The sequence below is a fragment of the Symbiopectobacterium purcellii genome, from assembly GCF_019797845.1.
Classification (GTDB): Bacteria; Pseudomonadota; Gammaproteobacteria; order Enterobacterales; family Enterobacteriaceae; genus Symbiopectobacterium; species Symbiopectobacterium purcellii.
Genome location: NZ_CP081864.1, coordinates 4091208 through 4116992 on the forward strand (window position 1 = coordinate 4091208; position 25785 = coordinate 4116992).

The 25785-nt window shown below is 51.9% G+C and carries 22 protein-coding genes; 4 read left to right on the plus strand and 18 right to left on the minus strand.

Annotation, left to right across the window (positions count from 1 at the left end; genetic code table 11):
- Nucleotides 1-281: 281 nt before the first annotated feature.
- A complete protein-coding gene (locus K6K13_RS18965) occupies nt 282-902 on the minus strand; it encodes a helix-turn-helix domain-containing protein (protein ID WP_222158373.1) in 621 nt (206 codons plus the stop codon).
- Nucleotides 903-1630: 728 nt separating this feature from the next.
- Between K6K13_RS18965 and mutS the strand changes: the two genes are divergently transcribed.
- The gene (mutS, locus tag K6K13_RS18970) at nt 1631-4195 is read left to right on the plus strand and encodes a DNA mismatch repair protein MutS (protein ID WP_222158374.1); all 2565 of its coding nucleotides are present in this window, start codon (nt 1631-1633) and stop codon (nt 4193-4195) included.
- A gap of 59 nt (nt 4196-4254) precedes the next feature.
- Here mutS and nlpE read toward each other — a convergent pair whose 3' ends face one another.
- Together nlpE and K6K13_RS18980 are read right to left on the minus strand one after the other, a co-directional pair.
- Nucleotides 4255-4938, minus strand: coding sequence for an envelope stress response activation lipoprotein NlpE (gene nlpE, locus K6K13_RS18975; protein WP_252120347.1), 684 nt, complete (start codon nt 4936-4938; stop codon nt 4255-4257).
- Nucleotides 4939-4983: 45 nt separating this feature from the next.
- Nucleotides 4984-5529, minus strand: coding sequence for a YaeQ family protein (locus K6K13_RS18980; RefSeq protein ID WP_222158375.1), 546 nt, complete (start codon nt 5527-5529; stop codon nt 4984-4986).
- A gap of 311 nt (nt 5530-5840) precedes the next feature.
- Between K6K13_RS18980 and K6K13_RS18985 the strand changes: the two genes are divergently transcribed.
- The 3 genes from K6K13_RS18985 (at nt 5841) to K6K13_RS18995 (ending at nt 7453) form a co-directional block, all read left to right on the plus strand.
- Nucleotides 5841-6041, plus strand: coding sequence for a YaeP family protein (locus K6K13_RS18985; RefSeq protein ID WP_222158376.1), 201 nt, complete (start codon nt 5841-5843; stop codon nt 6039-6041).
- Nucleotides 6028-6288, plus strand: coding sequence for a Rho-binding antiterminator (gene rof, locus K6K13_RS18990; protein ID WP_222158377.1), 261 nt, complete (start codon nt 6028-6030; stop codon nt 6286-6288). Before K6K13_RS18985 ends, rof begins: the two co-directional genes overlap by 14 nt.
- Before the next feature lie 232 nt (nt 6289-6520).
- Nucleotides 6521-7453: a hypothetical protein gene (locus K6K13_RS18995; protein ID WP_222158378.1), complete on the plus strand. Its 933-nt coding sequence runs from the start codon at nt 6521-6523 to the stop codon at nt 7451-7453.
- Between the two features lie 81 nt (nt 7454-7534).
- On the opposite strand, the gene tilS is transcribed toward K6K13_RS18995, so the two are convergent.
- From tilS to ispC, 15 genes are all read right to left on the minus strand, one after another.
- Entirely contained in the window at nt 7535-8863 is a 1329-nt protein-coding gene (gene tilS / locus K6K13_RS19000) for a tRNA lysidine(34) synthetase TilS (RefSeq protein WP_222158379.1), read from the minus strand.
- A complete protein-coding gene (locus K6K13_RS19005; RefSeq protein WP_222158380.1) occupies nt 8853-9242 on the minus strand; it encodes a VOC family protein in 390 nt (129 codons plus the stop codon). Before K6K13_RS19005 ends, tilS begins: the two co-directional genes overlap by 11 nt.
- Before the next feature lie 107 nt (nt 9243-9349).
- Nucleotides 9350-10309 carry an acetyl-CoA carboxylase carboxyl transferase subunit alpha gene (gene accA / locus K6K13_RS19010; RefSeq protein WP_222158381.1) on the minus strand — a complete coding sequence of 320 codons (960 nt, stop codon included), beginning with the start codon at nt 10307-10309 and terminating at the stop codon, nt 9350-9352.
- A 12-nt stretch (nt 10310-10321) separates the two neighbouring features.
- On the minus strand, nt 10322-13804 hold the full coding sequence (gene dnaE, locus K6K13_RS19015; RefSeq protein WP_222158382.1) for a DNA polymerase III subunit alpha: 3483 nt from the start codon (nt 13802-13804) through the stop codon (nt 10322-10324).
- Nucleotides 13805-13884: 80 nt separating this feature from the next.
- On the minus strand, nt 13885-14481 hold the full coding sequence (gene rnhB, locus K6K13_RS19020) for a ribonuclease HII (protein ID WP_222158383.1): 597 nt from the start codon (nt 14479-14481) through the stop codon (nt 13885-13887).
- A complete protein-coding gene (lpxB, locus tag K6K13_RS19025; RefSeq protein WP_222158384.1) occupies nt 14474-15637 on the minus strand; it encodes a lipid-A-disaccharide synthase in 1164 nt (387 codons plus the stop codon). Before lpxB ends, rnhB begins: the two co-directional genes overlap by 8 nt.
- A gap of 3 nt (nt 15638-15640) precedes the next feature.
- On the minus strand, nt 15641-16429 hold the full coding sequence (gene lpxA, locus K6K13_RS19030; protein ID WP_222158385.1) for an acyl-ACP--UDP-N-acetylglucosamine O-acyltransferase: 789 nt from the start codon (nt 16427-16429) through the stop codon (nt 15641-15643).
- A gap of 4 nt (nt 16430-16433) precedes the next feature.
- Nucleotides 16434-16889: a 3-hydroxyacyl-ACP dehydratase FabZ gene (gene fabZ / locus K6K13_RS19035; protein ID WP_195315614.1), complete on the minus strand. Its 456-nt coding sequence runs from the start codon at nt 16887-16889 to the stop codon at nt 16434-16436.
- 190 nt (nt 16890-17079) lie between these two features.
- A complete protein-coding gene (gene lpxD / locus K6K13_RS19040) occupies nt 17080-18102 on the minus strand; it encodes a UDP-3-O-(3-hydroxymyristoyl)glucosamine N-acyltransferase (RefSeq protein WP_222158386.1) in 1023 nt (340 codons plus the stop codon).
- Between the two features lie 3 nt (nt 18103-18105).
- The gene (skp, locus tag K6K13_RS19045) at nt 18106-18603 is read right to left on the minus strand and encodes a molecular chaperone Skp (protein ID WP_222158387.1); all 498 of its coding nucleotides are present in this window, start codon (nt 18601-18603) and stop codon (nt 18106-18108) included.
- Between the two features lie 122 nt (nt 18604-18725).
- Nucleotides 18726-21152 (minus strand): outer membrane protein assembly factor BamA, encoded by a 2427-nt coding sequence (bamA, locus tag K6K13_RS19050; protein WP_222158388.1) that lies wholly within the window; start codon nt 21150-21152, stop codon nt 18726-18728.
- 35 nt (nt 21153-21187) lie between these two features.
- The gene (rseP, locus tag K6K13_RS19055) at nt 21188-22540 is read right to left on the minus strand and encodes a sigma E protease regulator RseP (RefSeq protein WP_222158389.1); all 1353 of its coding nucleotides are present in this window, start codon (nt 22538-22540) and stop codon (nt 21188-21190) included.
- Nucleotides 22541-22553: 13 nt separating this feature from the next.
- Nucleotides 22554-23411, minus strand: a complete 858-nt coding sequence (gene cdsA / locus K6K13_RS19060) for a phosphatidate cytidylyltransferase (protein ID WP_222158390.1) — start codon at nt 23409-23411, stop codon at nt 22554-22556.
- A 9-nt stretch (nt 23412-23420) separates the two neighbouring features.
- Nucleotides 23421-24182: a (2E,6E)-farnesyl-diphosphate-specific ditrans,polycis-undecaprenyl-diphosphate synthase gene (gene ispU / locus K6K13_RS19065; RefSeq protein ID WP_222158391.1), complete on the minus strand. Its 762-nt coding sequence runs from the start codon at nt 24180-24182 to the stop codon at nt 23421-23423.
- Nucleotides 24183-24386: 204 nt separating this feature from the next.
- The gene (gene ispC, locus K6K13_RS19070; protein WP_222158392.1) at nt 24387-25580 is read right to left on the minus strand and encodes a 1-deoxy-D-xylulose-5-phosphate reductoisomerase; all 1194 of its coding nucleotides are present in this window, start codon (nt 25578-25580) and stop codon (nt 24387-24389) included.
- Nucleotides 25581-25785 lie beyond the last annotated feature (205 nt).

Sequence of the window (25785 nt, forward strand, 5' to 3'; positions counted from 1 at the left end):
ATTTTAAAAACGCTTTATTTCAAAGGAAATAAAAAAGATATTGTTTTTATGGCAAAGCAAACCGCACCAGATCATCATAATTACTGGCGATATCAATTTAAAGCATCTAACTAAACTTATTAAAACCCTACGAAAGCATATACAACATCATCACTGGGAAATAATGCTTCCCCAGGGTTGATTTGATGTTTTTTACACGTGCAGAAAACTTTCTCTGTGATATTTCTTTCATAAACATGATTTTGATTATGAAATAAAACACCAAACAGAAAAATTAGATTTTAAAATTGAAAAGCATGAAACAACTTAACACCCAATTTTCTTTCAATTGAGTATTTGATGTTATATAGCCTTTTACTGCCTATTTGCAACTCTCCAGCGATCTCTTTCAAAGAACACCCGTTAAGCACCAGGAATAAGACAGACACTTCCTTTTCTGTCATTTTTCCCCGCGCTCTGGTCGCATTTATCTTTCTTAAATAGATCTTATCTATAGACTTCAAGATATTTTCATAACCATCACTGGTATACAACACTGAAAAAATTCTGTCATCCCGTTGTTTCCAGTAGGCAGCCAGAGGCTCCATTAATTTGTCAGAAACAAGGATCAAACGCAACCCAGAACGCGCAAGGTAATCCAGCCAACGAGCATTGGTGAAAATTTTTATGTTCGCCAATGAGAAGTCAACAAAGACAAACCCGCCGCCCATGTAATTGTATTTACTATTCGCAACAACATCAACCAACCCGATGCTGAGGTAATAGTTACTTTCAGGCCATACACAGAACTGCTCTTTAATACAATTAATGGTTCTTAAAGATGGAAAAGGTAATAATTCACACCGAAACTGACAACTTACACAACTTAACCCATTAAATATTTTTGTAGTATTTACTTTCATCGTTCACTTTTCCGAATTATCCTACTTGCTACCTCTCTATAATTTCGCCAACGCATAACAATTAGTAGGCATTCTATGCAAACAGAAAAATATAGCAATAGTTTTTTTATCTTTTACATCAAACGAAAAAAGATTAATTTTCCTAAAAACAAAACACACACATAAAAACACATATATATAAAAAGATACAAATCAACAATCTAAAACAGGCCTCGACGTCAAAGGAAAGTTTAAAATAAGAAAACTCCAACATTCATTAAGAATTTTCCATATTAATTTACAGAACTGCACCAAAATAGACACGGCAAAAATGTTATCGGCACATTCAATAAAGGGAAAAATTGACGATACTTTAGCAGTAGCAACCCCAACAATTTTCACCGGCCACACGGAAAAAAAATGGCACAATAGTCACCGTAGGTAATTATCGTATTTCCATCATTGCGATCAGTAACCCTTCCCATCGTTTGTAAATCATCTATCTAAATTACGATACGCTTCGCGCAGGAAGAGGCTGGTATCAGAATCAGATACATTTTCCACTACTGCTTTGATAACGTTCCAGCTAGCGGACCTCAGTGGGTGAATCCCTGCGCGAGGAAGTGATAAGATATACCGTACCCTAGAGTAGGCATGTTGCTGACAGGGTCTTTTGGTTTAAGTAAATGCTTGCAGCATAAGTGGCTTGTCCATTAAATCCCCAATAGCTAAAAATGAGTAAGACAGAGATGAATGAACCTATCGACAAGGATTTCACCGACCATACGCCCATGATGCAGCAGTATTTCAGGCTTAAGGCGCAGCATCCTGACATCCTGCTGTTTTACCGCATGGGCGATTTTTATGAGATGTTTTACGATGATGCCAAACGTGCATCACAGCTATTGGATATTTCGCTTACCAAACGCGGTGCTTCGGCCGGAGAACCCATCCCCATGGCAGGCGTTCCACACCATGCGGTTGAAAACTACCTGGCAAAACTGGTGCAACAAGGCGAATCCGTCGCCATCTGCGAACAAATTGGCGATCCGGCGACCAGCAAAGGCCCCGTAGAGCGCAAAGTAGTACGTATCGTCACCCCAGGGACGATCAGCGATGAAGCGCTGTTGCAGGAAAAACAGGACAATCTTTTAGCCGCCATTTGGCAGGACGGGCGCGGCTTTGGCTATGCCACGTTAGATATCAGCTCCGGGCGTTTTCGCGTTATGGAACCGGCAGATGAAGAGACCATGGCGGCAGAGTTGCAACGCACCAATCCTGCGGAGTTGCTTTACCCGGAATCGTTTGGTGCCTCTCATTTGATCGAACATCGCCATGGGTTGCGCCGCCGTCCGCTCTGGGAATTCGAGTTGGAAACCGCGCGTCAGCAGTTCAATATGCAGTTTGGTACACGCGACCTGATAGGGTTCGGGGTAGAACAGGCCAAGCTGGCGCTGCGTGCCGCTGGTTGCCTGCTACAGTATGCCAAAGATACCCAACGAACCTCATTGCCACATATTCGCAGCATCACCATGGAAGGCCAGCAAGATGGCATCATTATGGATGCCGCGACGCGTCGCAACCTGGAGCTGACACAGAATCTGGCGGGCGGCGTCGACAATACGCTTGCTGCCATTCTGGATTGTACCGTCACACCGATGGGCAGCCGTATGCTCAAGCGCTGGCTGCATATGCCTACGCGCGACAAGCAAGCGCTGACACAACGCCAGAGCACCATCTGCGCGTTGCAGCCACTGGCGGAGGCGCTCCAGCCCCCATTGCGACAAATTGGCGATCTGGAGCGCATTTTGGCTCGTCTGGCGCTGCGTACTGCCCGACCGCGCGATCTGGCACGGATGCGCCATGCCTTTCACCAGTATCCGGCTATCCATGAGTTGCTGGCAGAAAGCACCGAAGACTATGTCCAACAGCTTTCTCAGCATGTTCATCAGTTTGACGAACTGTGCGCCCTGTTGGAACGTGCCGTGGTGGAAGCGCCACCTGTACTGGTGCGCGATGGCGGTGTGATCGCCAGCGGCTATAACGCCGAACTGGATGAATGGCGTGCGCTGGCTGACGGTGCCAGCGATTACCTCGATCGTTTGGAGATTCGTGAACGCGAAAAACTGGGGCTTGATACCCTCAAAGTCGGGTTTAACGGCGTGCACGGTTATTACATACAGGTGAGCCGCGGACAGAGCCACTTGGTGCCGATTCACTATGTACGCCGCCAAACGCTGAAGAATGCCGAACGCTACATCATTCCTGAATTGAAAGAGTACGAAGACAAAGTGCTCACCTCCAAGGGCAAGGCGCTGGCGCTGGAAAAGGCCTTGTATGACGACCTGTTTGACCAACTGCTGCCACACCTTGAGGCATTACAACAAAGCGCCGCCGCGTTGGCAGAACTTGATGTTCTCGCCAACCTGGCAGAACGTGCTGATACGCTGAATTATGTATGCCCGACGCTGAGCGAGCAGCCGGGATTAAAAATTGAAGGGGGCCGCCATCCGGTGGTGGAGCAGGTGTTGAGCGAGCCGTTTATTGCCAACCCGCTGTCACTCACGCCGCAGCGCCGTATGCTGATCGTGACCGGCCCGAACATGGGCGGTAAGAGTACCTATATGCGCCAGGCGGCGCTGATCGTGCTGATGGCTCATATTGGCAGCTTTGTACCTGCCGATAAGGCCACCATTGGGCCGGTTGATCGCATATTCACACGTATTGGTGCCGCAGACGATCTCGCCTCTGGGCGTTCCACATTCATGGTGGAGATGACGGAGACGGCCAACATTCTGCATAATGCTACTGCTAACAGCCTGATATTAATGGATGAAATTGGACGTGGCACATCGACCTATGATGGTTTATCCCTGGCCTGGGCCTGTGCGGAAAATCTGGCGCAGCGCATCAAGGCCATGACATTGTTTGCAACCCACTACTTTGAATTAACCCATTTGCCAGAAAAAATGGAAGGCGTAGCGAATGTGCATCTGGATGCACTGGAGCACGGTGACACCATCGCGTTTATGCACAGCGTTCAGGAAGGGGCCGCCAGCAAGAGCTACGGCCTCGCCGTTGCCGCACTGGCAGGCGTGCCCAAAGAGGTCATTAAACGCGCCCGGCAAAAACTTAAAGAGCTGGAATCACTTTCCAATCACGCCTCTGCCAGCCATGTAGATGGTGCGCAACTGGCGTTGTTAACCAGTGAAGAGCCCGCTCCAGCGGTCGAAGCACTGGAAGCGCTAGATCCGGATACGTTAACGCCGCGTCAGGCGCTGGAATGGCTGTATAAGCTGAAAGCGATGGTATAACGTCATGGCAAGCGGCCTTTCGCTGGAAGGCCGCTTTTTATCCCGATGCGGTGGTATTGTTACTCGTTACAGTGGTTTTGCGCTTTCATCTGAAATGACGCACTACTCGGGACCAGGCTTTTTACCTCCATCCCCTCTTCCATCGAAGGCACAACGGCAAAATGCGCGCTGAAGGTAAGCAGCACCGCGTCTTCCGATGATTTACGCACCTGTAAATAGCGTTTTTCCATCACAATATTATTTACCACCGGGTAGGTGACCCCGGTAAAACAATCAGAAAACACCGCCGCATCGGCCATATAGCGGTACAAACCGCGCATCGCCATCGGGGTCGTTGGCAACGGCGCTTTGGTCGCCGTCAGACGATAGGCGTTGGACGATACGATCGGCGCACCGTCTCGATCGAGCATTTCCAGACCATTCTCCAGCGGTCTGAAATAACGTTTGTCGCCTTGCACATCGGTAAGCACGAGCTTATCGGCCGTGCGCGCCCATTTGCCATAGGTGGCAAACACACGATTGCCCGGGCGATCGGTTTGATAGTGATGTTGCAGTATGAACGTACCATTTTCAGCCAGGAATAATGACGTATCGATACCGGCACAATCTGCACAAGGCAATACGCCACGATAACTTTGCGCCATGGGCTGCAATGCTTCCTCACGCACCGGTTTGGGCGTGTGACACCCCATAAACCCTGCTGCCACAAAAACCAGTAGTAAGCCAAGCGCCATTTTTTTCACGCTATTCTCCTCCCCACCTTCTCCAGTCACCCCGGATCATTACGATTATTGGGCTTGTTGCCACTCGGCAAACGTAATTTCCAGATTATTCTTATCATCAGACAGCCACACGGAGCGATCCTGCAGGGTTGCCTGTAACGTCATGGTGCGCTGTATCATTGTCGCTAATGCCTGCAATTGGCGATCGTCTAAAAAACGGACGGAAAGATTGCGATACGGCCGCAATTTTTGCTCCATTGATTGCCACCAGACATGGGCCGCTCGCTCACCATAGACATAGAGCACGACGCTGGGAGACTGGTTGCAAGCTTTTTTGAGTCGACGCTCATCTGGCAGCCCTAACTCAATCCACAGTTTCAGCGCCAGTGTGTCATCGCGCAACCAGATTTCTGGTTCGTCATCGGCACATAACCCCTTGGTGAAGCGTAAATTTTCATCCGCATGACAGATCCACGCCAGCAGTCGCAGCATCATACGCTGTTCTGTTTCTGAAGGGTGCTGCGCCAAGGTCAAATTGGCATCGTAAAAAAAAGAGCGGTCCAAATCCGCAATGTTCACTGCTGCTTTATAAATCGTTGCTTTTAATGCCATTCAATACCTCTTCTCCGTCTGCAACCAGTGTACCTTGAGAACCGGTGAGACGCACAGCATACCGACAGCAATTCAGAAAACAGACCGGTCGCAGCCTCAAGTCTACTGCGTAAAAAGGGTAAAATTGTGCGCTAACTGAAGCATTGCTTAACAGCGGAATGCTGATATCCTGCTGATGCCTATGCTATAGTCCTTTTGATAACGAATACTTATTTTCATGGGATTATCTCCCCTTATCAGCAAAAAACGAGGCCATCGCGGCGACAACAGGCACAAAAGCCTACGGCGGTGGGCTTCCAAGGGAGGATATTGTGCAGCAACATTCTGAATTGGTTCGTCGTTTATACGCGGAGATCGCCAGCGGCAATCTGGGTTACATACCCGATGCATTAGGTTGTGTTTTGCAAACCCTGGATGGGATCGCAGCCAATGGCGACTTGCCGTCCACCGTCAGGGAACAGGCGGCCTTCGCCGCAGCTAACTTATTGGTGAGCGATTATGTCAATGAGTAACGAATATCAACCCATCAATTGTGATGATTACGATAGCCTTGAGGCTACGTGCCAGCAACATCTGACGCTGACGCTCGAGTTGCGTAGCGGTGAAACCCTCACAGGCAAGGCCAAGGATATTGTCTCGCGCAAGCAAGTGGAATATCTGGTGGTGGAAGAAAATGGCGCACTGCGAGAACTGCGTCTGGATCATATCGTGAGCTTTAGTAATCCAGGTATCGGCAAAGTGGTGGTGAGTGAATCCTGATGGGTCACACAGCCAAGACACGATAAAACGTTTAGTCAACGGACAACCCAGGTTGTCCGTTTTGCATTAGGACAAAGCATTCGATACCTGCCGTAGTTGATAAGATTGAAACCCAATCCCCGATAAAAACCCGAGTGACAATAAACACACCCTAGACGAAGCTTTATAAGCAAACATTAGTAACCGTTTCTTTGGGAGTTCGAGTATGTGTAACGAGGAAACAAACTATGTAGTGAGTCAGAATGACTACTCATGTGACAATGCGATTACGACAATCGGAAACTGGTCTACAGCCTCCCAGATAAATCCCAATCCCAAAAGGTGGGCTGAAATAGTCCAACACATCAGTAGTAACACGCATAAAGAATTTACAAACGACAAACGGGATATTTTCTTTTCACATCTACAAACGGTTGCCAATACCAACTGCTCATCTTTTTTTGCACATGACAAAAAATTGTCTAATGATATTAAAAATCTACAAGAAAACCTAAAAACAATCATCGCAATTTTAGATAAAGCCGCCGTATTGCATGAAAAAGAAACCGCATTAAAAGCACTCCAGCTTGAATTAGATATTGAAATAAACAAAGTAAAGGACATTGTTAATAAATTATATGAACCACATGGCGGAAACAAGTTAATCTACAATAAAAGATCAAAGGAGGGTAATGGTTCAATGTTATTTAACACAACAGTGATCCTTTCTGTCGCATCCATATTGCTATCTGTAGCGTTATTTGCACTCCCTCTAGTCTTCCCGGCAATGCTCGTCACAGGTGCTACCGTGTTAACTGTTTTACGTGGAATTAGTGCCTTGGTTTCTTGTGTTAGTGGTTCTTTAGAAATTTACGAAGGGCTAAAAAAAGGTGAATACAAATCAACAAAACTTCAAGAGCGAGAATTTACAGAGACGTTATCTGCATTACATAATTACTTGAATAAAATTAATTTACCTCATGCAACCGATGAGACAATAAATAAACCTGTTCTGCTGAGAGATACCCCCTCGCCTTTACGGGACAAAGAGGCTAAAGATAGATTATTTCCGCCAGACATACAGCAGTTATTAAAAATACCAGAAATACAGAAATTGCTAACAATAATACAAAGACAGCATAATGGGCTATACCCTGATATATTAGAGAACGCTTACGGCGCATAAAGTTGTTTAGATAACCATTTTCGCTGCCATATTACATTCTTGGCGTTACTCGATTAGCGCTGATATATCCTGTTATCAGCGCTACACCATACTCCACGCCACCTGCCACGCCGCAGAATCATCATGAGCCTCTCCTTCCCGCATTACAAAAACGCCAACGGCTGCGATAGGGTATTCGTTATAATACAGAATAGGGATTTGTTCACGCATCCAGGGAGGAATCGCATATTCCTGCCACAGTTTTTTCGCAGAGCGTCCGCCACTGCGCCCAACAATATGCAGTTTCCCTTTCAGGCCAAAACGCACGCTCACTTGCTCATCGGGATGCGGGCGTCGGACACGCATACTCTGTTCGGCCAAGGACAGGTAACCTAAACGGTGCGGAAGCGTTAGTACGCCCTGCTCGGGGTGCCAGGGCAACACCAGGTCGACAGCGTTTACGCATTCGGCAATACAGTATAAACGCTGACGAAAGCGTCGAATCTGTACGGAGCCCAATTGTAACAGCGGTTCTGCATCCTGGCGGCTGAGTGCCACATCCTGCCACAGATGCAGCAATTGTTCGCGTGAAGGCATCGCCACCTCGTGCCCTCTTAACCAACGCCGCAGCAGCGCAAAACGGTGTGGTTCGCTCAGGGGAAGCAAGGCATCAATCGCCAATGCGCCTTTCGCGTCACAGGCCGACTGAAGCGATACCGCCAACAATTCATCCAACAGTTGTTCCTGCTCGGCGCACAGTCGCGCGCTGCGTGCCACTGCTTCTGGAAATGAAGGCCAGCGCTGTTTTAGTTGCGGTAGTACCTGCAAACGGAGAAAGTTACGATCGTATCGCGCGTCACCATTGCTCTCATCGTCCACCCACGTGAGTCGATAATGATGGGCATAATTTTCAAGTTGCGCTCGCGCTACATCCAGCAGTGGGCGCAGTAAGCGATTCGCGCCCAACTGCCCCGTAGCCCCCATCGCTGAAAGCCCGGCAGGCCCGCTGCCGCGCTTGAGCGCCAACAGGAACGTTTCGCTCTGATCGTCGAGATGCTGTGCGGTAAGCAGCACCTCTTCAGGTAACAGATGTTGGCGCAGTACCTGGTAGCGCGCTTCGCGTGCTGCCGCTTCAACACCACGTTCACGCGCATCCACCGTGACAGGCAGCACCGTGCAGGGAATATCCCATTGCTGGCAGGTATGCATGCAGTGCTGCGCCCAACGCTCAGCGTGCGGACTTAGCCCATGGTGCACATAGGCGGCACGCACAACAATATCCGAGCGCTGCTGCATCAATTGATACAGCATATGCAGCAGCACGCTGGAATCCAGTCCACCGCTATAAGCTACCAGCACACGCTGACAGCCAGAGAGTTGCACCGCTACGTTTTCCAGTAGCGCAGCCACGTCGGTCCGCTCACTGCTCATAAAGCTCCAACGGTAATCCATCCGGATCGCGGAAGAAGGTGAAACGACGCAGGGTAAATTCATCCACCCGAACCGGTTCATAGGTGACGCCTGCGCGTTGCAGTGCAGCGCACGCCTCGTCAATATCGGCTACCGCAAAAGCAAGATGGCGCAGGCCACAGGATTCAGGCTGAGTCGGCCGTTGCGGTGGAGAGGGAAACGAGAACAGTTCGATAACGTAACGCCCCTTTAACGCCAGATCGCCTTTCCATGAGTCGCGCTCTGCCCGATAGGTTTCCGCCAACAGCTCAAACCCAAGGACATCGCAATAGAATGCCTTACTTTTCCGGTAGTCAGAGGCAATAATGGCAATATGGTGAATGGCCGTTAACGCCAGCATGCGTACTCCTTGTTATGGCAAGGTGATGATGGGGAATAGCCGCATAATAGCAAAAAAGTCCGCCTCCTTGCGGAAAGCGGACTTTATTCAGCGCGATAGATCAGGGATCAGCAGTAACCGTAGTTCATCAGGCGCTGGTAACGGCGATCCAACAACGCGTCTTTATCCAATTCATCCAGTTCACGCAAGTCTGAAAGCAGTTGTGCTTTCAGCGACGCGGCCATGGTTTCCACATCGCGGTGCGCGGAACCGAGCGGTTCAGGAATGATAGCATCAATCAGATTCAGCTCTTTAAGACGCGGGGCGATGATCCCCATCGCTTCCGCCGCCAGCGGCGCTTTATCGGCGCTTTTCCACAGGATAGAGGCGCAGCCTTCCGGTGAAATAACAGAATAGGTGCTATATTGCAGCATGTTGACCTTGTCACCCACGCCAATCGCCAATGCACCGCCGGACCCCCCCTCGCCGATCACCGTACAGATAATCGGTACACTTAGGCCGGACATCTCACGCAGGTTGCGCGCAATCGCTTCCGACTGGCCGCGCTCTTCAGCACCAACGCCTGGGTATGCGCCCGGCGTGTCGATAAAGGTGATAATCGGCAGGTTAAAACGCTCTGCCATCTCCATCAGACGCAGCGCTTTACGGTAACCTTCAGGTGCAGGCATACCGAAGTTGCGGCGAATTTTCTCTTTGGTTTCGCGCCCTTTCTGATGACCAATGATCATCACCGGACGCCCATCCAAACGCGCAATGCCGCCCACAATCGCTTTGTCATCGGCATAGGCGCGATCGCCCGCCAACTCATCAAAGTCGGTGAAAATATGGCTGACATAGTCCAGCGTGTAGGGACGCTGTGGATGACGTGCCAATTGCGCAATCTGCCAGGCACCCAGATCGGCAAAAATCTTGCGCGTCAGTTCAACGCTTTTTTCCCGCAGCCGCTGGATCTCTTCGTCCAGATTAATATCCAATTTTTCATCTTGACGGCTGACTGAGGTCAGCGAGTCAATTTTCGCTTCCAACTCTGCAATCGGCTGCTCAAAATCAAGAAAATTCAGACTCATAGTATTCCTATTTTAGTCAAATTCCAGTTCCACCTGGGTGTTCCCCAGCAGTGTGCGCAGGTCATTAAGCAGCACATCGGTTGGCGTCACACGCCATGCCGCGCCAAAACGTAACCGGGCGCAGGCATCCTCTCGCTGGTAATAAAGGTGTACCGGGATCGTCCCCGATCGGTGAGGTTCCAACGATTGGCGGAGACGGTTTAATAGCTGGTCATCAATTTGCCTGTCAGTCAGCGAGATAGCAAGCCCACGCGCATATTTTTCACGCGCTTCACTGATATCCATAACCTCACGGGCCATCATTTTAAGGCCCCCGCTAAAGTCATCAAAGCTGACCTGTCCACTGACAATCAGAATTCGGTCTTTTTCAAGCAGATGCTGATACTTATCCAACGCTTCAGTAAACAGCATCACTTCCAAACGGCCGGAACGATCGTCCAGTGTACATACGCCAATGCGATTACCTCGCTTGGTGACCATTACGCGGGCAGCCAGCACCAGGCCGACCGCCGTTGTTACTTTGCCCCGATCCGTCGGGTGCATGTCCTTCAAACGCAAGCCAGCAGCATAGCGTTCTATTTCCTTGAGATACTGCGTGATTGGGTGACCCGTCAGATAAAGCCCTAACGTTTCCCGTTCACCGTCCAACACCACCTGCTCTGGCCAGGGAGCTACCGTGCTGTAGGACTGTTCTACCTGCTCCGGCGCTTCCGCCAGAACACCAAACATATCTACCTGGCCGATAGCTTCGGCCTTGGCATGCTGATCGGCAGCCTTCAACGCATCGTTGAGTGAATTCATCAACGCCGCGCGATGCGGCCCCAGCCGATCAAACGCACCGGACATGATCAGCTTTTCCAGTACGCGGCGATTCAGTTTCTTGATATCAGTACGGGCACAGAGATCGAACAGTTCGCGGAAATAACCACCCTGATTTCGCGCATCGATGATCGCTTCTATCGGTCCTTCACCAACGCCCTTGATCGCGCCGATACCATAAACAATTTCCCCGTCATTATTCACGTGAAAATGGTACAGCCCGCTGTTGATATCCGGCGGCAGGATTTTTAACCCCATACGCCAGCACTCGTCCACCAGTCCCACCACTTTCTCGGTGTTATCCATATCTGCCGTCATCACAGCAGCCATGAATTCAGCAGGATAATGCGCCTTGAGCCATAGCGTTTGATACGATACCAAGGCGTACGCGGCTGAGTGCGACTTGTTAAACCCATACCCGGCAAATTTTTCCACCAGGTCGAAGATCTTCATCGACAGTTCGCCGTCGACCCCCATCTTCTTAGCGCCGTCCTCAAACACGGAGCGCTGCTTAGCCATTTCTTCGGGTTTTTTCTTACCCATAGCGCGGCGCAGCATATCCGCGCCGCCCAGCGTATAGCCGGAAAGCACCTGGGCTATCTGCATCACCTGTTCCTGGTACAGGATGATACCATAGGTCGGCTCCAGCACCGGCTTCAGCGATTCATGCTGCCACTGTATATCAGGATAGGAGATTTCTTCACGTCCGTGTTTACGGTCGATGAAGTTATCCACCATCCCTGACTGCAAAGGCCCCGGACGGAACAGCGCCACCAGAGCGATCATGTCTTCAAAGCAGTCCGGCTTCAAACGTTTGATCAGGTCTTTCATGCCACGCGATTCAAGCTGGAACACCGCCGTGGTTTCCGAACGTTGCAGCATGTCGAAACTTTTTTTATCGTCGAGCGGGATGGCCGCGATATCAATCGGCTCCTGCTCCTGCCTGGCACGACGGGCGTTGATCATCTCCAGCGCCCAGTCGATGATGGTCAGCGTGCGCAGGCCCAGGAAGTCAAATTTCACCAGCCCGGCATATTCCACATCGTTCTTGTCAAACTGGGTAACCGGATGATTCCCTTCCGAATCGCAATAGAGCGGTGCGAAATCGGTGATTTTGGTCGGCGATATTACCACCCCACCGGCGTGTTTACCCGCGTTGCGCGTCACCCCTTCCAGTTTGCGCGCCATATCGATAAGAGCTTTAACTTCTTCGTCGGCGTCGTAAATTTCCTGTAGCTGCGGTTCGGCAGCAAACGCTTTTTCCAGCGTCATGCCCGGATCGGGTGGCACCAGTTTAGAAATTCGGTCGACAAAACCGTAAGGGTGTCCGAGCACGCGCCCTACGTCGCGAATAACCGCTTTGGCCGCCATGGTACCGAAGGTGATGATCTGCGATACCGCATCACGCCCGTACATCTCCGCGACGTGATCGATAACCAGGTCACGCTTCTCCATACAGAAGTCGACGTCAAAGTCAGGCATCGATACGCGTTCCGGGTTAAGAAAACGTTCGAACAGCAGGTCAAATTCAAGCGGGTCGAGATCGGTGATTTTCAGTGAGTAGGCCACCAGCGAGCCGGCACCGGAGCCGCGCCCCGGCCCTACCGGGACGTCATTATCTTTTGACCACTGGATAAACTCCATCACGATCAGGAAGTAGCCAGGAAATCCCATCTGGTTGATAACATTGAGTTCAATTTCCAGACGTTCGTCGTATTCCGGGCGACGCTGCTTACGCACCTCTTCGTCGGGAAACAAGAAAGCGAGACGCTCCTCCAGCCCTTCCCTAGCACGTTTAACCAGAAAATCCGCAGTGGACATATCCCCGGTCGGGAATTGGGGTAGAAAATATTCTCCCAGACGGATGGTGACATTACAGCGTTTGGCGATCTCAACGCTGTTAACCAGCGACTCTGGAATATCGGCAAACAGCTCACACATCTCGTCTTCACTGCGCATATATTGCTGCGCGCTGTAATTACGGGGACGTTTTGCATCATCGAGCGTATAGCCATCGTGAATGGCGACGCGAATCTCATGGGCATCAAATTCATCGGCATTGATGAATCGAACATCGTTGGTCGCCACCACCGGCAAATGGTGTTTCATGGCTAATTCAATCGCCGCATGAAGATAGCTCTCTTCATCCGGGCGACCGGTGCGAATCAGTTCCAGGTAATAGCGGCCCGGAAAGTGCTCTTGATAAAAGGCCAGGCTCTGCTCGACCAACGCCTGGTTACCGCGCAGGATAAATTTGCCCACGTCGCCGTGCCGGGCCCCCGAAATCAGCAGTAAGCCTTTACCGTATTCGATAAGCCAATCGCGTTCGATGGTGGGGCCTTCAGCACCGTAGCCGCGCTGATAGGCATGGGAGATCAACAGGGTGAGGTTTTGATAGCCCTCGTTGTCCATGGCGAGCAGGGTGAGTTGCGCCAGTTCATCGCCCAGCGCATCGCTGCTAACCAGAACATCGGCGCCGATGATAGGTTTAAGGCCCGCACCGTGTGCGCCGCCGTAAAATTTCACCAACCCGCACAGGTTGGTGAAATCCGTGATCGCCAGGGCTGGCATGCCCAGCGCGGCCGCCTTTTTTACCAGCGGCCCAACTTTTGCCAACCCATCGATCATGGAATAGTCACTGTGCACACGCAGATGGACAAAACGTGGTTCGGCCATATCCAGATCCTAGACGTTGTCGAAAACAGCCCCGCGACACCGGCGGGGCACCGATATTACCTGATGGCGTGATTGACGGGCTATGCCAACCCCAATACGCGTTTTACGGGGGCGAAACTGCGCCGGTGGTACTCGGTAGCGCCTAACAGAGCGAGTTTCTCAAGGTGATAAGCCGTCGGGTAACCTTTGTGCTGCGCAAAACCATATTCAGGAAAACGGGCATCCAGTTCGACCATTTCCCGGTCTCGCGTCACTTTGGCGAGAATCGACGCGGCACTGATCTCGGCAACTCGGCTATCGCCCTTTACCACCGCCAACGCGGGTACGGGCAACAGCGGGCAGCGGTTGCCGTCTATCAGTACGTAATCGGGCGTCAAGTGCAACCCCGCCACGGCACGCTGCATCGCCAGCATCGTCGCGTGCAGGATATTCAGTTGGTCAATCTCTTCGGGCTCGGCGCGTCCTAAACTCCATGACAACGCTTTATCCTTGATCTCATCATAAAGCGCCAAACGCCGTTTTTCACTAAGCTGCTTTGAGTCGGCCAATCCAACGATCGGACGCTGCGGATCGAGAATCACTGCGGCGGTGACAACCGCTCCCACCAACGGACCGCGCCCGACTTCATCTACACCGGCGATGCGCGTCGCCTCCGGATAGACAAAAACATCATACATGGTTCACTTCACCTCGGGCCAATTCCAGCACAGCCTGTGCTGCCTGCGCATCCGCATCACAACGAATCTGTTGGTGCAGCGCCAAAAAGGTCTCGTGCAGTTGCTTCACGTCTTCCCCACCTTCCAGCCAGGGAAGCAGGGCCGCCGCCAGTTGGTCTGGCGTACACTCATCTTGCAGCAACTCTTTTACCAACTCGCGCCCTGCCAACAAATTGGGCAACGATACCCAGGGGGTTTTTACCAGTCGCTTTGCCAACCAGAACGTAAAGGGCTTCATGCGATAACCCACGACCATCGGGCATTTCGCCAGCATGCACTCCAACGCCGCTGTGCCAGACGCCAACAGCGCCGCATCACTGGCAATCATCGCTTCACGCGCTTGACCATCCAACAAATGCACGTCCAGCTCGGGAGCGGTTTCTTGCTTGATGCGTTCAAACTGTTCGCGCCGTTTGGCGTTCACCAACGGCACCAACACGGCTAAATCAGGATAGCGTTGGCGTAATAGCTGTGCGCTGCGTAAAAAATCGGCGCTCAGCATCTCTACTTCAGCCCCGCGGCTGCCCGGCAGCAGCGCTAGACAATGGCGCTCTGGCGCGATACCTAACTGCGCGCGCGCCGCCAGTTTGTCCGGCTGTAGTGGCATGGCATCGGCCATGGTGTGACCAATAAAGCGACAAGGCACATTGAATTTGTCATAAAACGCTTTTTCAAAGGGAAGAAACGCCAACACCAGGTCGGTGGCTCGCCCAATTTTGAAAACACGTTTCTGGCGCCAGGCCCATACAGAAGGGCTGACGTAATGAATGGTGCGGATACCGCGCGCTTTGAGGCGGCCTTCGAGCGTAATATTAAAATCAGGCGCATCAATGCCAACAAAAACGTCGGGCGCAAGTTCGGTAAAACGTTGCGTAAGGTCACGGCGGATCGACAGCAGGCGCGGCAAACGCCCGAGCACCTCGACAATCCCCATCACCGCAAGTTCTTCCATCTCATACCAGGTTTCACACCCGGCTTCCTGCATGCGTGGCCCGGCAACGCCGACAAAGCGAGCGTCAGGCATTTGGCTTTTCAGCGCTCGGATCAGGCCCGCACCAAGAATGTCGCCGGAGGTTTCTCCGGCGACGATACCAATCACAAGGGGACGCGTTGACATGAATTACCGGATAATGCCGCGGGTAGAACGGGCAAAGAAATCGATAAATGCTTGAACCGCAGGATTACCTTTCGCCAGCGTTTCGATTTCCGGTTTCACCTCTTCCAGCGTTTTCCCACTGCGATACAACAGCTTGTAGGCGTTACGAATCGCCTGCTGGGTCTCTTTTTCGAACCCGCGGCGTTTCAGCCCTTCAATATTCAGACCGAACGGCGTCGCATGGTTACCTTGTGCAATGACGTATGGTGGCACATCTTGTGCCACGCCGGAACAGCCGCCGACCATAACATGTGCACCGATGACACAGAACTGGTGCACGGCAGTCATGCCGCCGATGATTGCAAAATCATCAACTTCGACGTGTCCACCCAGCGTGGCATTGTTCGCCAGAATGCAGCGGTTACCAATAACGCAGTCATGGGCGATATGCGTGTTGATCATCAGCAGATTGTCGCTGCCGACTTTAGTCAATCCACCACCTTGTTCTGTACCACGATGAATCGTGACACTTTCACGAATACGGTTACGATCGCCGATCTCTACGCGAGTCGGTTCACCCGCATATTTGAGATCCTGATTTACCTCACCAATGGAGGAAAATTGGTAGATCTCATTATCACGGCCGATTTTAGTGATCCCATTTACCACAACATGGGATTTTAATACCGTGCCTTCGCCGATCTCAACGTGAGAACCGACGTAGCAGAACGGGCCAATGTGTACACGCGCACCAATAATGGCACCGTCTTCAACAATGGCGCTGGGATGAATAAAGGCGGATTGATCAATCACGTTATCAGGCCTCCCGACGACGAGCACACATCATTGACGCTTCACAAGCCACTTCGCCATCCACTTTGGCGACGCCTTTGAAACGTGCAACACCACGGCGCTCTTTAATGAATTCAACCTCAAGAATCATCTGATCCCCTGGCTGCACTGGACGTTTGAAACGCGCTTCGTCCACAGCCGCGAAGTAGTAAAGTTCGCCCGGTTCCAGTTTACCCACGCTTTTAAATGCCAGAATGCCCGTGGCCTGGGCCATGGCTTCCAGAATCAGCACGCCGGGGAAAATGGGCTTCCCGGGGAAGTGTCCCTGAAAGAAGGGTTCGTTGAAAGAGACATTTTTCACCGCACGCAGGAATTTCCCTTCTTCGAAATCCAGTACGCGATCCACCAGCAAAAAGGGGAAGCGGTGCGGTAATAGTTCTAAAATCTCTTCAATATGCAGAGTATGAGTGTTAGTAGTCAAAATACTCTTCCTGTCCGTAAAACTGATGCCATCAACAACACGTCCTGCGAGATCCCAAAAGGAGGATCATCTGGCAGGCCGCAAATAAGGATTTCTACGCCAGCCTAAGCAGGCAATCCACAACAACCAACGCGTATAAACCAGTATCCATTAAACCGCCTGCCACTGCCTGACTAGGCCGGCGCGGGAATCAATCCTGGTTGACTTTGCGCTCAACGGCTTTTAGCCGTTTGCTCATATCATCAATACTCATCACCAGCGCTGCGGTTTTACGCCACGTTTTGTTTGGCTGTAACGGAATTCCCGATGAGTATACGCCGGGTTCGGTGATAGGTCTCATGACCATCCCCATGCCGGTAACCGTGACCTTATCGCAAATTTCCATATGGCCATTAATCACACTGGCTCCGCCTATCATGCAGTAACGGCCAATTTTCAGGCTGCCAGCCATGATAACGCCACCTGCGACTGCTGTATTGTCGCCAATCACGACGTTGTGTGCAATCTGACATTGGTTATCAATGATAACGCCGTCACCAATAAGGGTGTCGTCCAGTGCACCACGGTCAATGGTGGTGTTAGCACCAATCTCAACGCGATCGCCGATGCGTACCGTTCCTAACTGCGGGATCTTGACCCAATTGCCACGATCGTTGGCATAGCCAAAACCATCGGAACCAATCACTGCACCAGATTGAATCAGGCACTGCGCCCCTAACTCAACCCGATGATAGATCGTCACATTGGCCCACAGACGAGAACCCGCACCAATCTTGGTATGTTTCCCGACAAAACAACCGGCACCAATCACCACACCATCGCCTAACGTTACGCCTGACTCGATAACCGCATTTGCGCCAATGGCGACATTGCGCCCCAGCACGACATCATCGGCAATCACCGCACTGGGTGCGATATCCTGCGCAGGTTGCGGCGTGGTATCCATCAATTGCGCCATGCGCGCATACGTCAGATACGGGTTTTTCACCACCAACGCGGCTGCCTTGCAGTAAGGCAAGTCAGCTTCTGTCACCACCACGGCGGATGCCTGTGTTGCAGTCAGTTGCTCACGATAGCGGCTGTCTGAAAGAAAGGTGATTTGTCCAGAGCGTGCCGAATGCATAGAAGCAACACCGGTGATGACGATATCGCCATCACCGTGTAATTGCGCATCCAACTGTGCTGCCAAGGCGTCCAGTCGAATTGAAACCATGAGTTATTTAACCTGTTTCAGCACATCAGCCGTGATGTCTTTCGCATTACCAACATAGGCAACGGCATTGGCATCAATCACGATATCGTAGCCATCTTTGCTGGCAACGCTTTTGATGGCATCCTGAATACGGCTCAGGATCTTGTTACGTTCTTCCATCTGACGACGGCGATTGTCTTGTTCAAACGCCTGTGCCTTGTTGGAGAACTGCTCACGCTGCGCCATCAGATCGTTTTCAGATTTGCTGCGATCGCTGGCTTTCATGGTAGAACCATCACGCTGCAATTTTTGCATTTTGGTTTGCAGGTCGCCTTCCATTTTCTGCAACTCAGAAGCACGGCCTTTAAACTCGTTTTCCAACTGCTTGGCAACGGCTTCACGCTGTGGCAACTGCTGGAAAATGCTGGCAACGTTGACAACGGCAATTTTGTCGGCCGCTTGAACGCTGGCAGACGCTGCCAGAGCTAAACCGAGACCTGCGGCACACAACCACTTTTTCACGTTATTACTCCTCAACCTGATCTTTTTATCACACATTAACGTGCACAAAGCTCTGGGTCGGCGCACACGGCGCGTTACCAGAGCCCTATACTTCACTTAGAGACGACGTGTTTGTCGTTACACTACCACGTTTTACCAATGTTAAACTGGAACTGTTCCGACTTGTCTCCGTCAATTTTCTTGACCGGCTGGGCATAGGAGAACACCAATGGCCCAAGCGGTGACATCCACTGCACGGCAAGGCCGGTGGACACACGAATATTGCCCGGTTCGCTGTAGTCTGGCACACCCGCATCCACGGTGTTCTTCGTGTTTTTCCAGTTGGTATCCCAAACCGTACCGGCATCCACAAACAGCGAGGTGCGCAGCGAGCTGGCATACTTATCGCTGGCAAACGGCGTCGGCAGAATCAGTTCCGCACTGGCGACTGCCATGGCATTACCGCCCACCGCATCGTCAGAGTTTATAATGGCACACTGGGAATAAGGCTTAGTTTTATCAGCACAATTATAATATGCCGCTTTAGGACCAATGGTATTCGACTGGAAGCCACGTACCGTACTGGACCCACCGGCATAGAAGTTGTCATAAAACGGCACATCTTTGCTGCCAATACCGTCCGCATAACCAGCACGCGCACGGCCCATCAACACCCAGTGGTGGTTTTCACTCAACGGCAAGTAGGTCGCTGAATCAAAGGTCAGCTTGTAGTATTCGTTGTCGGAACCCGGCACCGTCACCTTGGCGTTGAAGCTGGCACGGCTCCCTTCCGTCGGGAAGAAGCCACGGTCCAGACTATTGTAGACCCAGCCTGCGTTCAGGAAGAAATCATTCGCGCTAAAATTGGCGCTGGAGTGATTGTTTGACCCCACCACCACTTCAGGATTGATACCCACCGAATTAAGATAGCGCCACATCGCCACCTGCGGTGACATATCCGACACATCGTTGTGTACGTAGTCCAGACCCAGACGCAATGAGTTGTTCTCGTTGATCGGGAAACCTAACGTCGTACCTACACCATAACTACGGTTAGTATAGTCAGAAAGCTCAGCATCGTAGGCTTTGAAGTCGTTATAGAAAATACGACCGCCAAGGCTGACGCCGTCTACCGTAAAGTAGGGGTTGGTCATCGACAGCTCGACATAGGTCTGGTAGCTGTTTTTGGTCCCGCTGATGCCCACTGAGTTACCGGTACCCAGCCAGTTGTCTTGCTGCACCCCTGCCTGGAAGCTGACGCCACTTTCCGTACCGAAGCCGACGCCGAAGTTCAACGTACCGGTATTACGCTCTTTCACCTTGTAGGTGACGTCTACCTGATCGGGAGTGCCCGGCACGCGCTGGGTTTTGACATCAACGCTTTCAAAGTAGCCGAGACGGTTAAGACGCTCTTTGCCCTGCTCAACCAGATCATTGCCCAACCACGCCCCTTCCATCTGGCGCATTTCGCGGCGCAGCACAGAATCTTTGGAGGTATCGTTACCCTCGAAGCGCACACGGCGCACCGAGAAGCGGTTGCCAGCATCGACGTTAAGATTGAGCTTGACGGTTTTATCCCCGTCACTGATTTCAGGCTGTGTCACCACGCGCGGATAAGCATATCCATAACGGCCCAGCAGCTTTTTGATATCCTCTTCCATGCGTGTCACCTTGGCGCCGTTATACAGCTCGCCAGGGTTCACTTTCGTCAGCCCTTCAATCTCGGCAGAGTGGCCCGCCAGATTACCGCGCACCGTTACCCCGGACAGCTTGTACTGATCGCCTTCCGTGATATTGATGGTGATATAGATACCCTTTTTGTCGGGCGTCAGGCTCACCTGCGTGGAGTCAATCGTGAAACGAGCGTAGCCGCGATCGAGATAAAAGCTGCGCAACGTTTCCAGGTCACCGGAGAGTTTCTGTTTCTGATATTTACGATCGCCCATGACGTTCCACCACGGCACGTCATCGCGCAGTTGGAATTGGGCAATCAATTCATCAGAGGTAAAAGCTTTGTTGCCAACGATATTGATCTGCTGGATTTGCGCGGAAACCCCTTCGGTAAATACCAGCTTGAGGTCAACGCGGTTACGCGGCAACGGCGTCACCACCGCTTTTACGGAGGCGCTGTATTTACCGACGCTGTAGTAGAAATCCTCCAGCCCCTTCTCAATAGAAGAGAGGGTGGTGCGGTCTAACGCTTCGCCGACGCGCACATTGGATGCTTCCATGTTTTCTTTCAGCATCTCATCCTTCACCGCTTTATTGCCGGAGAAGGTGATGCTGGCGATGGTGGGCCGTTCTTTGACCTGCACAATCAAGGTTTCACCGTCGCGCAGTACCCGGACATCCTCGAAGTTTCCGGTCGCGAACAGAGCACGGATGGTATTCCCGATATCGTCATCACTGACGGTATCACCCACACGGACAGGCATGCTGAGCAGTGCCGCACCGACAGCAACACGCTGCAAGCCCTCGAAATGAATATCCTTCACTACGAATCCGTCTGCACCGTATACGGTGGCGCTGCTGAACAGCAGCGACGCTATGAGCAACTTTTTCATCGCCATCGTTGTTATGCGTTTTTCCTAACCTACTCCCCCGCCTAAAGGCGAGAGAAATCATTAAAAAGTGCGAGCCCCATTAACAGCATCAACACCACCGTGCCGATGCGATAACAAAAGTCCTGCACACGCTCAGAAACCGGCCTGCCTTTCAGTTTTTCAACCAGCAGAAAGAGCAGGTGTCCACCATCCAAAACCGGTAGCGGGAACAAATTGATAATGCCCAGATTTACACTGATCAATGCCAAAAACATCAGGTAGTAAATCAGCCCATAGTCGGCCGACATCCCGGCCCCCTGAGCAATCGAGATTGGCCCACTCAGGTTGTTGAGCTTAACATCGCCAGTTATCAGTTTTCCCAGCATACTGACGGTTAACCGCATCAGTTGCCAGGTTTTATCCGCAGCTTGATAAATCGCACTGAACGGCCCGTATTGCCGCACCGTCCGGTACTCTTCGGGCAGCGGGATGACTTTTGGCACCACCCCAGCAAACCCTTCTACCCTGCCACCGGTCGTTTTGCTGTCCGGCGTCAAGATTAGAGAGCGAGTCTCACCGTTTCGTTCAATGTCCAGCGCAATATCTGCATCCGGCTTGTCACGCACCGTACTGGCAAACAGCGACCAGCGCGTCAGCGGTTGACCATCGACTTTAACGATCCTATCCCCGACTTGCAAACCGGCTTTTTGCGCTGCCGATCCATCCTGTACCTGCGTCAGCACCGCATCGATTTGTGGCATGCGGGGCACCATGCCCAATGAGGACGCGGGATCCTGCCTTTCAGGATTGAACTGCCAGTCACGCAAATCCAGCGTTTTACGCACCACAGACGAAGAACCGAGCGGAGCGACATCAAGCGTTACCTCGTTATCGCCAATCTTGCCGATCAGCGTTAAACGCGCCGTGTCCCAGTCAGGCGTTTCGATACCATCTACCGCTTTAAGTTCCATCCCCGGCGACATTTGCGCCATAGCAGCAATCGAGTTGGGCACTATTTCGCCAACCACGGGCCGTACACCCGGCACGCCAATAATAAACACCAGCCAGTAGGCGGCAATCGCAAACAAGAAATTGGCAATCGGACCCGCACTCACGATGGCAGCACGTTGCCACACGGTCTTACGGTTGAAAGAGAGATGATGGTGTTCCGGCGAGACGGTATCCACACGCTCATCGAGCATTTTGACATAGCCACCCAATGGGATTAAGGCAATGACAAACTCAGTCCCCCGCCGATCGCGCCAACGCCATAACGCCTTGCCAAATCCGACAGAAAAACGCTCAACCTTAACCCCACAGCGACGAGCAACCCAGAAGTGGCCAAATTCATGCACCGTAATCAATACGCCCAGTGCAACAACAAATGCAGCCAAACTCCAAAGGACATTCATCATCAGTCAGGTCATCCTAAACCGTTTTAAACACTAAAAACATCAGGCAGGCAAATACCGGGATCGCCGCCGTCAGGCTATCGATGCGGTCAAGCACGCCGCCATGACCGGGAATCAGGTGGCTACTGTCTTTAATGCCAGCTTCCCGTTTAAACATGCTTTCAGTCAAATCGCCCAGTACCGATGCCAGCGCCGCGATCACCGAACAGATGAGCAGCGTAAACGGCGCAACGCCCAACGGCGCATAAACACTAAACAGCAGGGAGATAATCGCGGACGTGGCTAACCCACCGACAAAGCCCTCCCAGGTTTTACCCGGAGACACTTTGGGTGCCAGCTTATGCTTGCCAAACAGTTTGCCAAACATGTATGCACCGCTGTCTGCGCCCCATACCAGCAGCATCACGTAGAGCAGCCACCAGGCACCGAAGAAGGGATCGCTATCATAATGGTGCTGGCGTAACGCCACCATACCCCAGAAGAAAGGCACGATAGTCAACACGCCAAACAGCAGGCGCAACGCTTTGGAGCCGCGCCAAAATCCCGCAGAACCGGGATAAGAGAGCACCAACAGCAAGGCGGCACACCACCACACCAGTGATACCCACAGCGAAACGCGAATAGGCAGCAGATGAACCGAATAATGATAGTTGGGCAAGGAAAGCGTCATCAACGCCAGCAGGGCGCCGCACAGAAAGGCAAGCGACAAACGCTGGGCAGAAGAACCTAACCCGGCAAATTGCCCCCACTCCCAGGCGGCCAGCATGCAAACGCCAAGCGTTACCAGTGCAAATCCCTTCGGTGGTAGCAGAAACAGAGCCGCAATCACCAACGGAATTAAAATCAAGGCAGTTATCAATCGATACTTCAGCACACCGTCCCCCTATGATGCGTCAGCATCGGAAGGTGCAGTTCCACCGAAGCGCCGTTCGCGTTGCGCAAATGCATTCATCGCACCTTCAAAATCGTGTTCATCGAAATCAGGCCAAAGGACATCGGTAAAGTAAAGCTCAGCATAAGCAATCTGCCACAGCAAAAAATTACTGATGCGGTGTTCTCCCCCCGTCCTGATAACCAAATCGACCGGTGTGTGATCGCTCAAACACAGGGCGTGGGATAAGGTATCTTCGTCGATCGCGTCCGGGCGGAGCGTGCCTTCCTGCACCTGCTCAGCCAATTGCCTGACGCCCTGAATAATATCCCAACGTCCGCCATAATTCGCGGCAATATTCAGTATTAACCCTGGATTATTTTTTGTCAGTGCTTCAGAGCGGCGAATGCGCTCTTGTAAACGCGGGCTGAAACGGCTGATATCACCGATGATACGCAATCTAACGCCATGTTTATGCAGGCTTTTGACTTCACTGTCCAGCGCGCGAACAAACAGTTCCATCAGCGCTTTCACTTCTTGCGCCGGACGGTTCCAGTTTTCGCTACTAAAGGCATATAAGGTCAAGGCATCCAGCCGATGGCTTACCGCAAAGCTCACAGCACGCCGCACCGCTTTCACACCAGCCTGATGGCCAAAAACGCGCAGTTTTCCACGGTTTTTCGCCCAACGGCCATTACCATCCATGATGATTGCAACATGCCTTGGCACGCTTTCGGGTGGCGTAATGGGTGTTTGTTGATTATCCGACGGCATAACGCGAACTTAATTTCCTCAAGTAAGAAAACAATCCATCCCTAACATCAGACCCGTTAGCACAAAAAAGCCGTGAACGAGCACGGCTGTACGTCCTTCGCCAGCGTTTTCGCACTGACTTCGACGCGAATGGCGCAGACTATATCACCTTGATCCCGAATGAAAAAATTGTGCCGTGAGGATCGCGTTGGTCAGCGCACGTTGTCAGTGGAAACCGCGTAATGCCTGCCGGCCTTTCTCGCGAGCCCAACGGTCAATGGACAGGACATCGTCAACGGACTCTGGCTCGGCGCAGGAAAGCTGCTCCATCACACGCTGATTCACTGACGCAATATCGGTGAAGCGAATCTCACCGTGCAAAAAGGCGTCAACGGCAATTTCATTGGCCCCATTCAGCGCGGTTGTTGCCGCCTGGCCCTGATTGCACGCAGCGATCGCCAACTGCAAGCAGGGATAACGCGTCATGTCCGGCTCGCTGAACGTGAGTGGGCCAAGACGCATAAAATCCAGCGGAGCCACGTTCGACACCACGCGCTGCGGATAGGCCATCGCATAGGCGATCGGCGTGCGCATATCCGGAGTGCCAAGTTGTGCCAAAACGCTGCCATCCCGATAGCGCACCATGGAGTGAATAACGGACTGCGGGTGGATGATCACTTCCATCTGCGCCGCTGAGGCATTAAACAACCAACGCGCCTCGATGTACTCCAGCCCCTTGTTCATCATGGTGGCCGAGTCCACGGAAATCTTGCGGCCCATGGACCAGTTGGGATGCGCACAGGCTTGATCGGGCGTCATCGCCGCCAATGCGGCCAGCGGTGTTTCTCGAAATGGGCCACCTGAACCGGTCAGGACAATACGCTCAACCCCATGTTCCGTTAGTGAAGCGTAACCCAATTGACGTTGAATGTGCTCAGGCAAACTCTGAAAAATGGCGTTATGTTCACTGTCTATCGGCAACAGTTGCGCACCGTATTGTGCAACAGCGTTCATAAACAGTCGGCCACAGGTAACCAAAGATTCTTTATTCGCCAACAGTACTTGCTTACCGGCTTTGATAGCCGCGAGGGTTGGCAATAATCCGGCAGCCCCCACGATGGCCGCCATCACCTGATCGACGCCATCAAGCGCAGCCAACTCACACGCTGCCTGCTCACCGGCCAGCACTTCGGTACGGCAGCCTGCGGCCATCAGCCGTTCACGCAACTGTGTTGCAGCCAGGGGATCGGACAGGGAGGCATAGGCAGGTTGGAATTGCAGGCATTGCGCCAGCATCACATCAACGTTTCGCCCAGCGGCCAGGGCAGTAACGGCGAATTTATCCGGATTGGCTTTCACTACCGCCAGCGTACTAACGCCAATCGAACCGGTTGAACCGAGGATCGTCAGTTGCTTCATGAAATTGCTCTAAAAAAATAAAGCGCCGCCAGTAGTATGCTGGCTGGCGCTTTTATACCCGTCATACTTCACGTTGCAGATGCGTTGGCTGCGCTCGCTCACTCGAATCACTTACCTGAGTAAGCGCATCGGGATTGATGAATCTCATCCCTGAGATTCACTCTACGGGCCAGCGCAAACGCTGTTCAAAACGTTAACGTTTTGT

Bases quoted from the DNA above. Each gene is read 5' to 3' on its own strand.
- K6K13_RS18965 (WP_222158373.1), bottom strand. From the start codon at position 902: ATGAAAGTAAATACTACAAAAATATTTAATGGGTTAAGTTGTGTAAGT.
- mutS (WP_222158374.1), top strand. From the start codon at position 1,631: ATGAATGAACCTATCGACAAGGATTTCACCGACCATACGCCCATGATG.
- K6K13_RS18980 (WP_222158375.1), bottom strand. From the start codon at position 5,529: ATGGCATTAAAAGCAACGATTTATAAAGCAGCAGTGAACATTGCGGAT.
- rof (WP_222158377.1), top strand. From the start codon at position 6,028: ATGTCAATGAGTAACGAATATCAACCCATCAATTGTGATGATTACGAT.
- tilS (WP_222158379.1), bottom strand. From the start codon at position 8,863: ATGAGCAGTGAGCGGACCGACGTGGCTGCGCTACTGGAAAACGTAGCG.
- K6K13_RS19005 (WP_222158380.1), bottom strand. From the start codon at position 9,242: ATGCTGGCGTTAACGGCCATTCACCATATTGCCATTATTGCCTCTGAC.
- accA (WP_222158381.1), bottom strand. From the start codon at position 10,309: ATGAGTCTGAATTTTCTTGATTTTGAGCAGCCGATTGCAGAGTTGGAA.
- dnaE (WP_222158382.1), bottom strand. From the start codon at position 13,804: ATGGCCGAACCACGTTTTGTCCATCTGCGTGTGCACAGTGACTATTCC.
- rnhB (WP_222158383.1), bottom strand. From the start codon at position 14,481: ATGTATGATGTTTTTGTCTATCCGGAGGCGACGCGCATCGCCGGTGTA.
- lpxB (WP_222158384.1), bottom strand. From the start codon at position 15,637: ATGTCAACGCGTCCCCTTGTGATTGGTATCGTCGCCGGAGAAACCTCC.
- lpxD (WP_222158386.1), bottom strand. From the start codon at position 18,102: ATGGTTTCAATTCGACTGGACGCCTTGGCAGCACAGTTGGATGCGCAA.
- bamA (WP_222158388.1), bottom strand. From the start codon at position 21,152: ATGGCGATGAAAAAGTTGCTCATAGCGTCGCTGCTGTTCAGCAGCGCC.
- rseP (WP_222158389.1), bottom strand. From the start codon at position 22,540: ATGATGAATGTCCTTTGGAGTTTGGCTGCATTTGTTGTTGCACTGGGC.
- ispU (WP_222158391.1), bottom strand. From the start codon at position 24,182: ATGCCGTCGGATAATCAACAAACACCCATTACGCCACCCGAAAGCGTG.
- ispC (WP_222158392.1), bottom strand. From the start codon at position 25,580: ATGAAGCAACTGACGATCCTCGGTTCAACCGGTTCGATTGGCGTTAGT.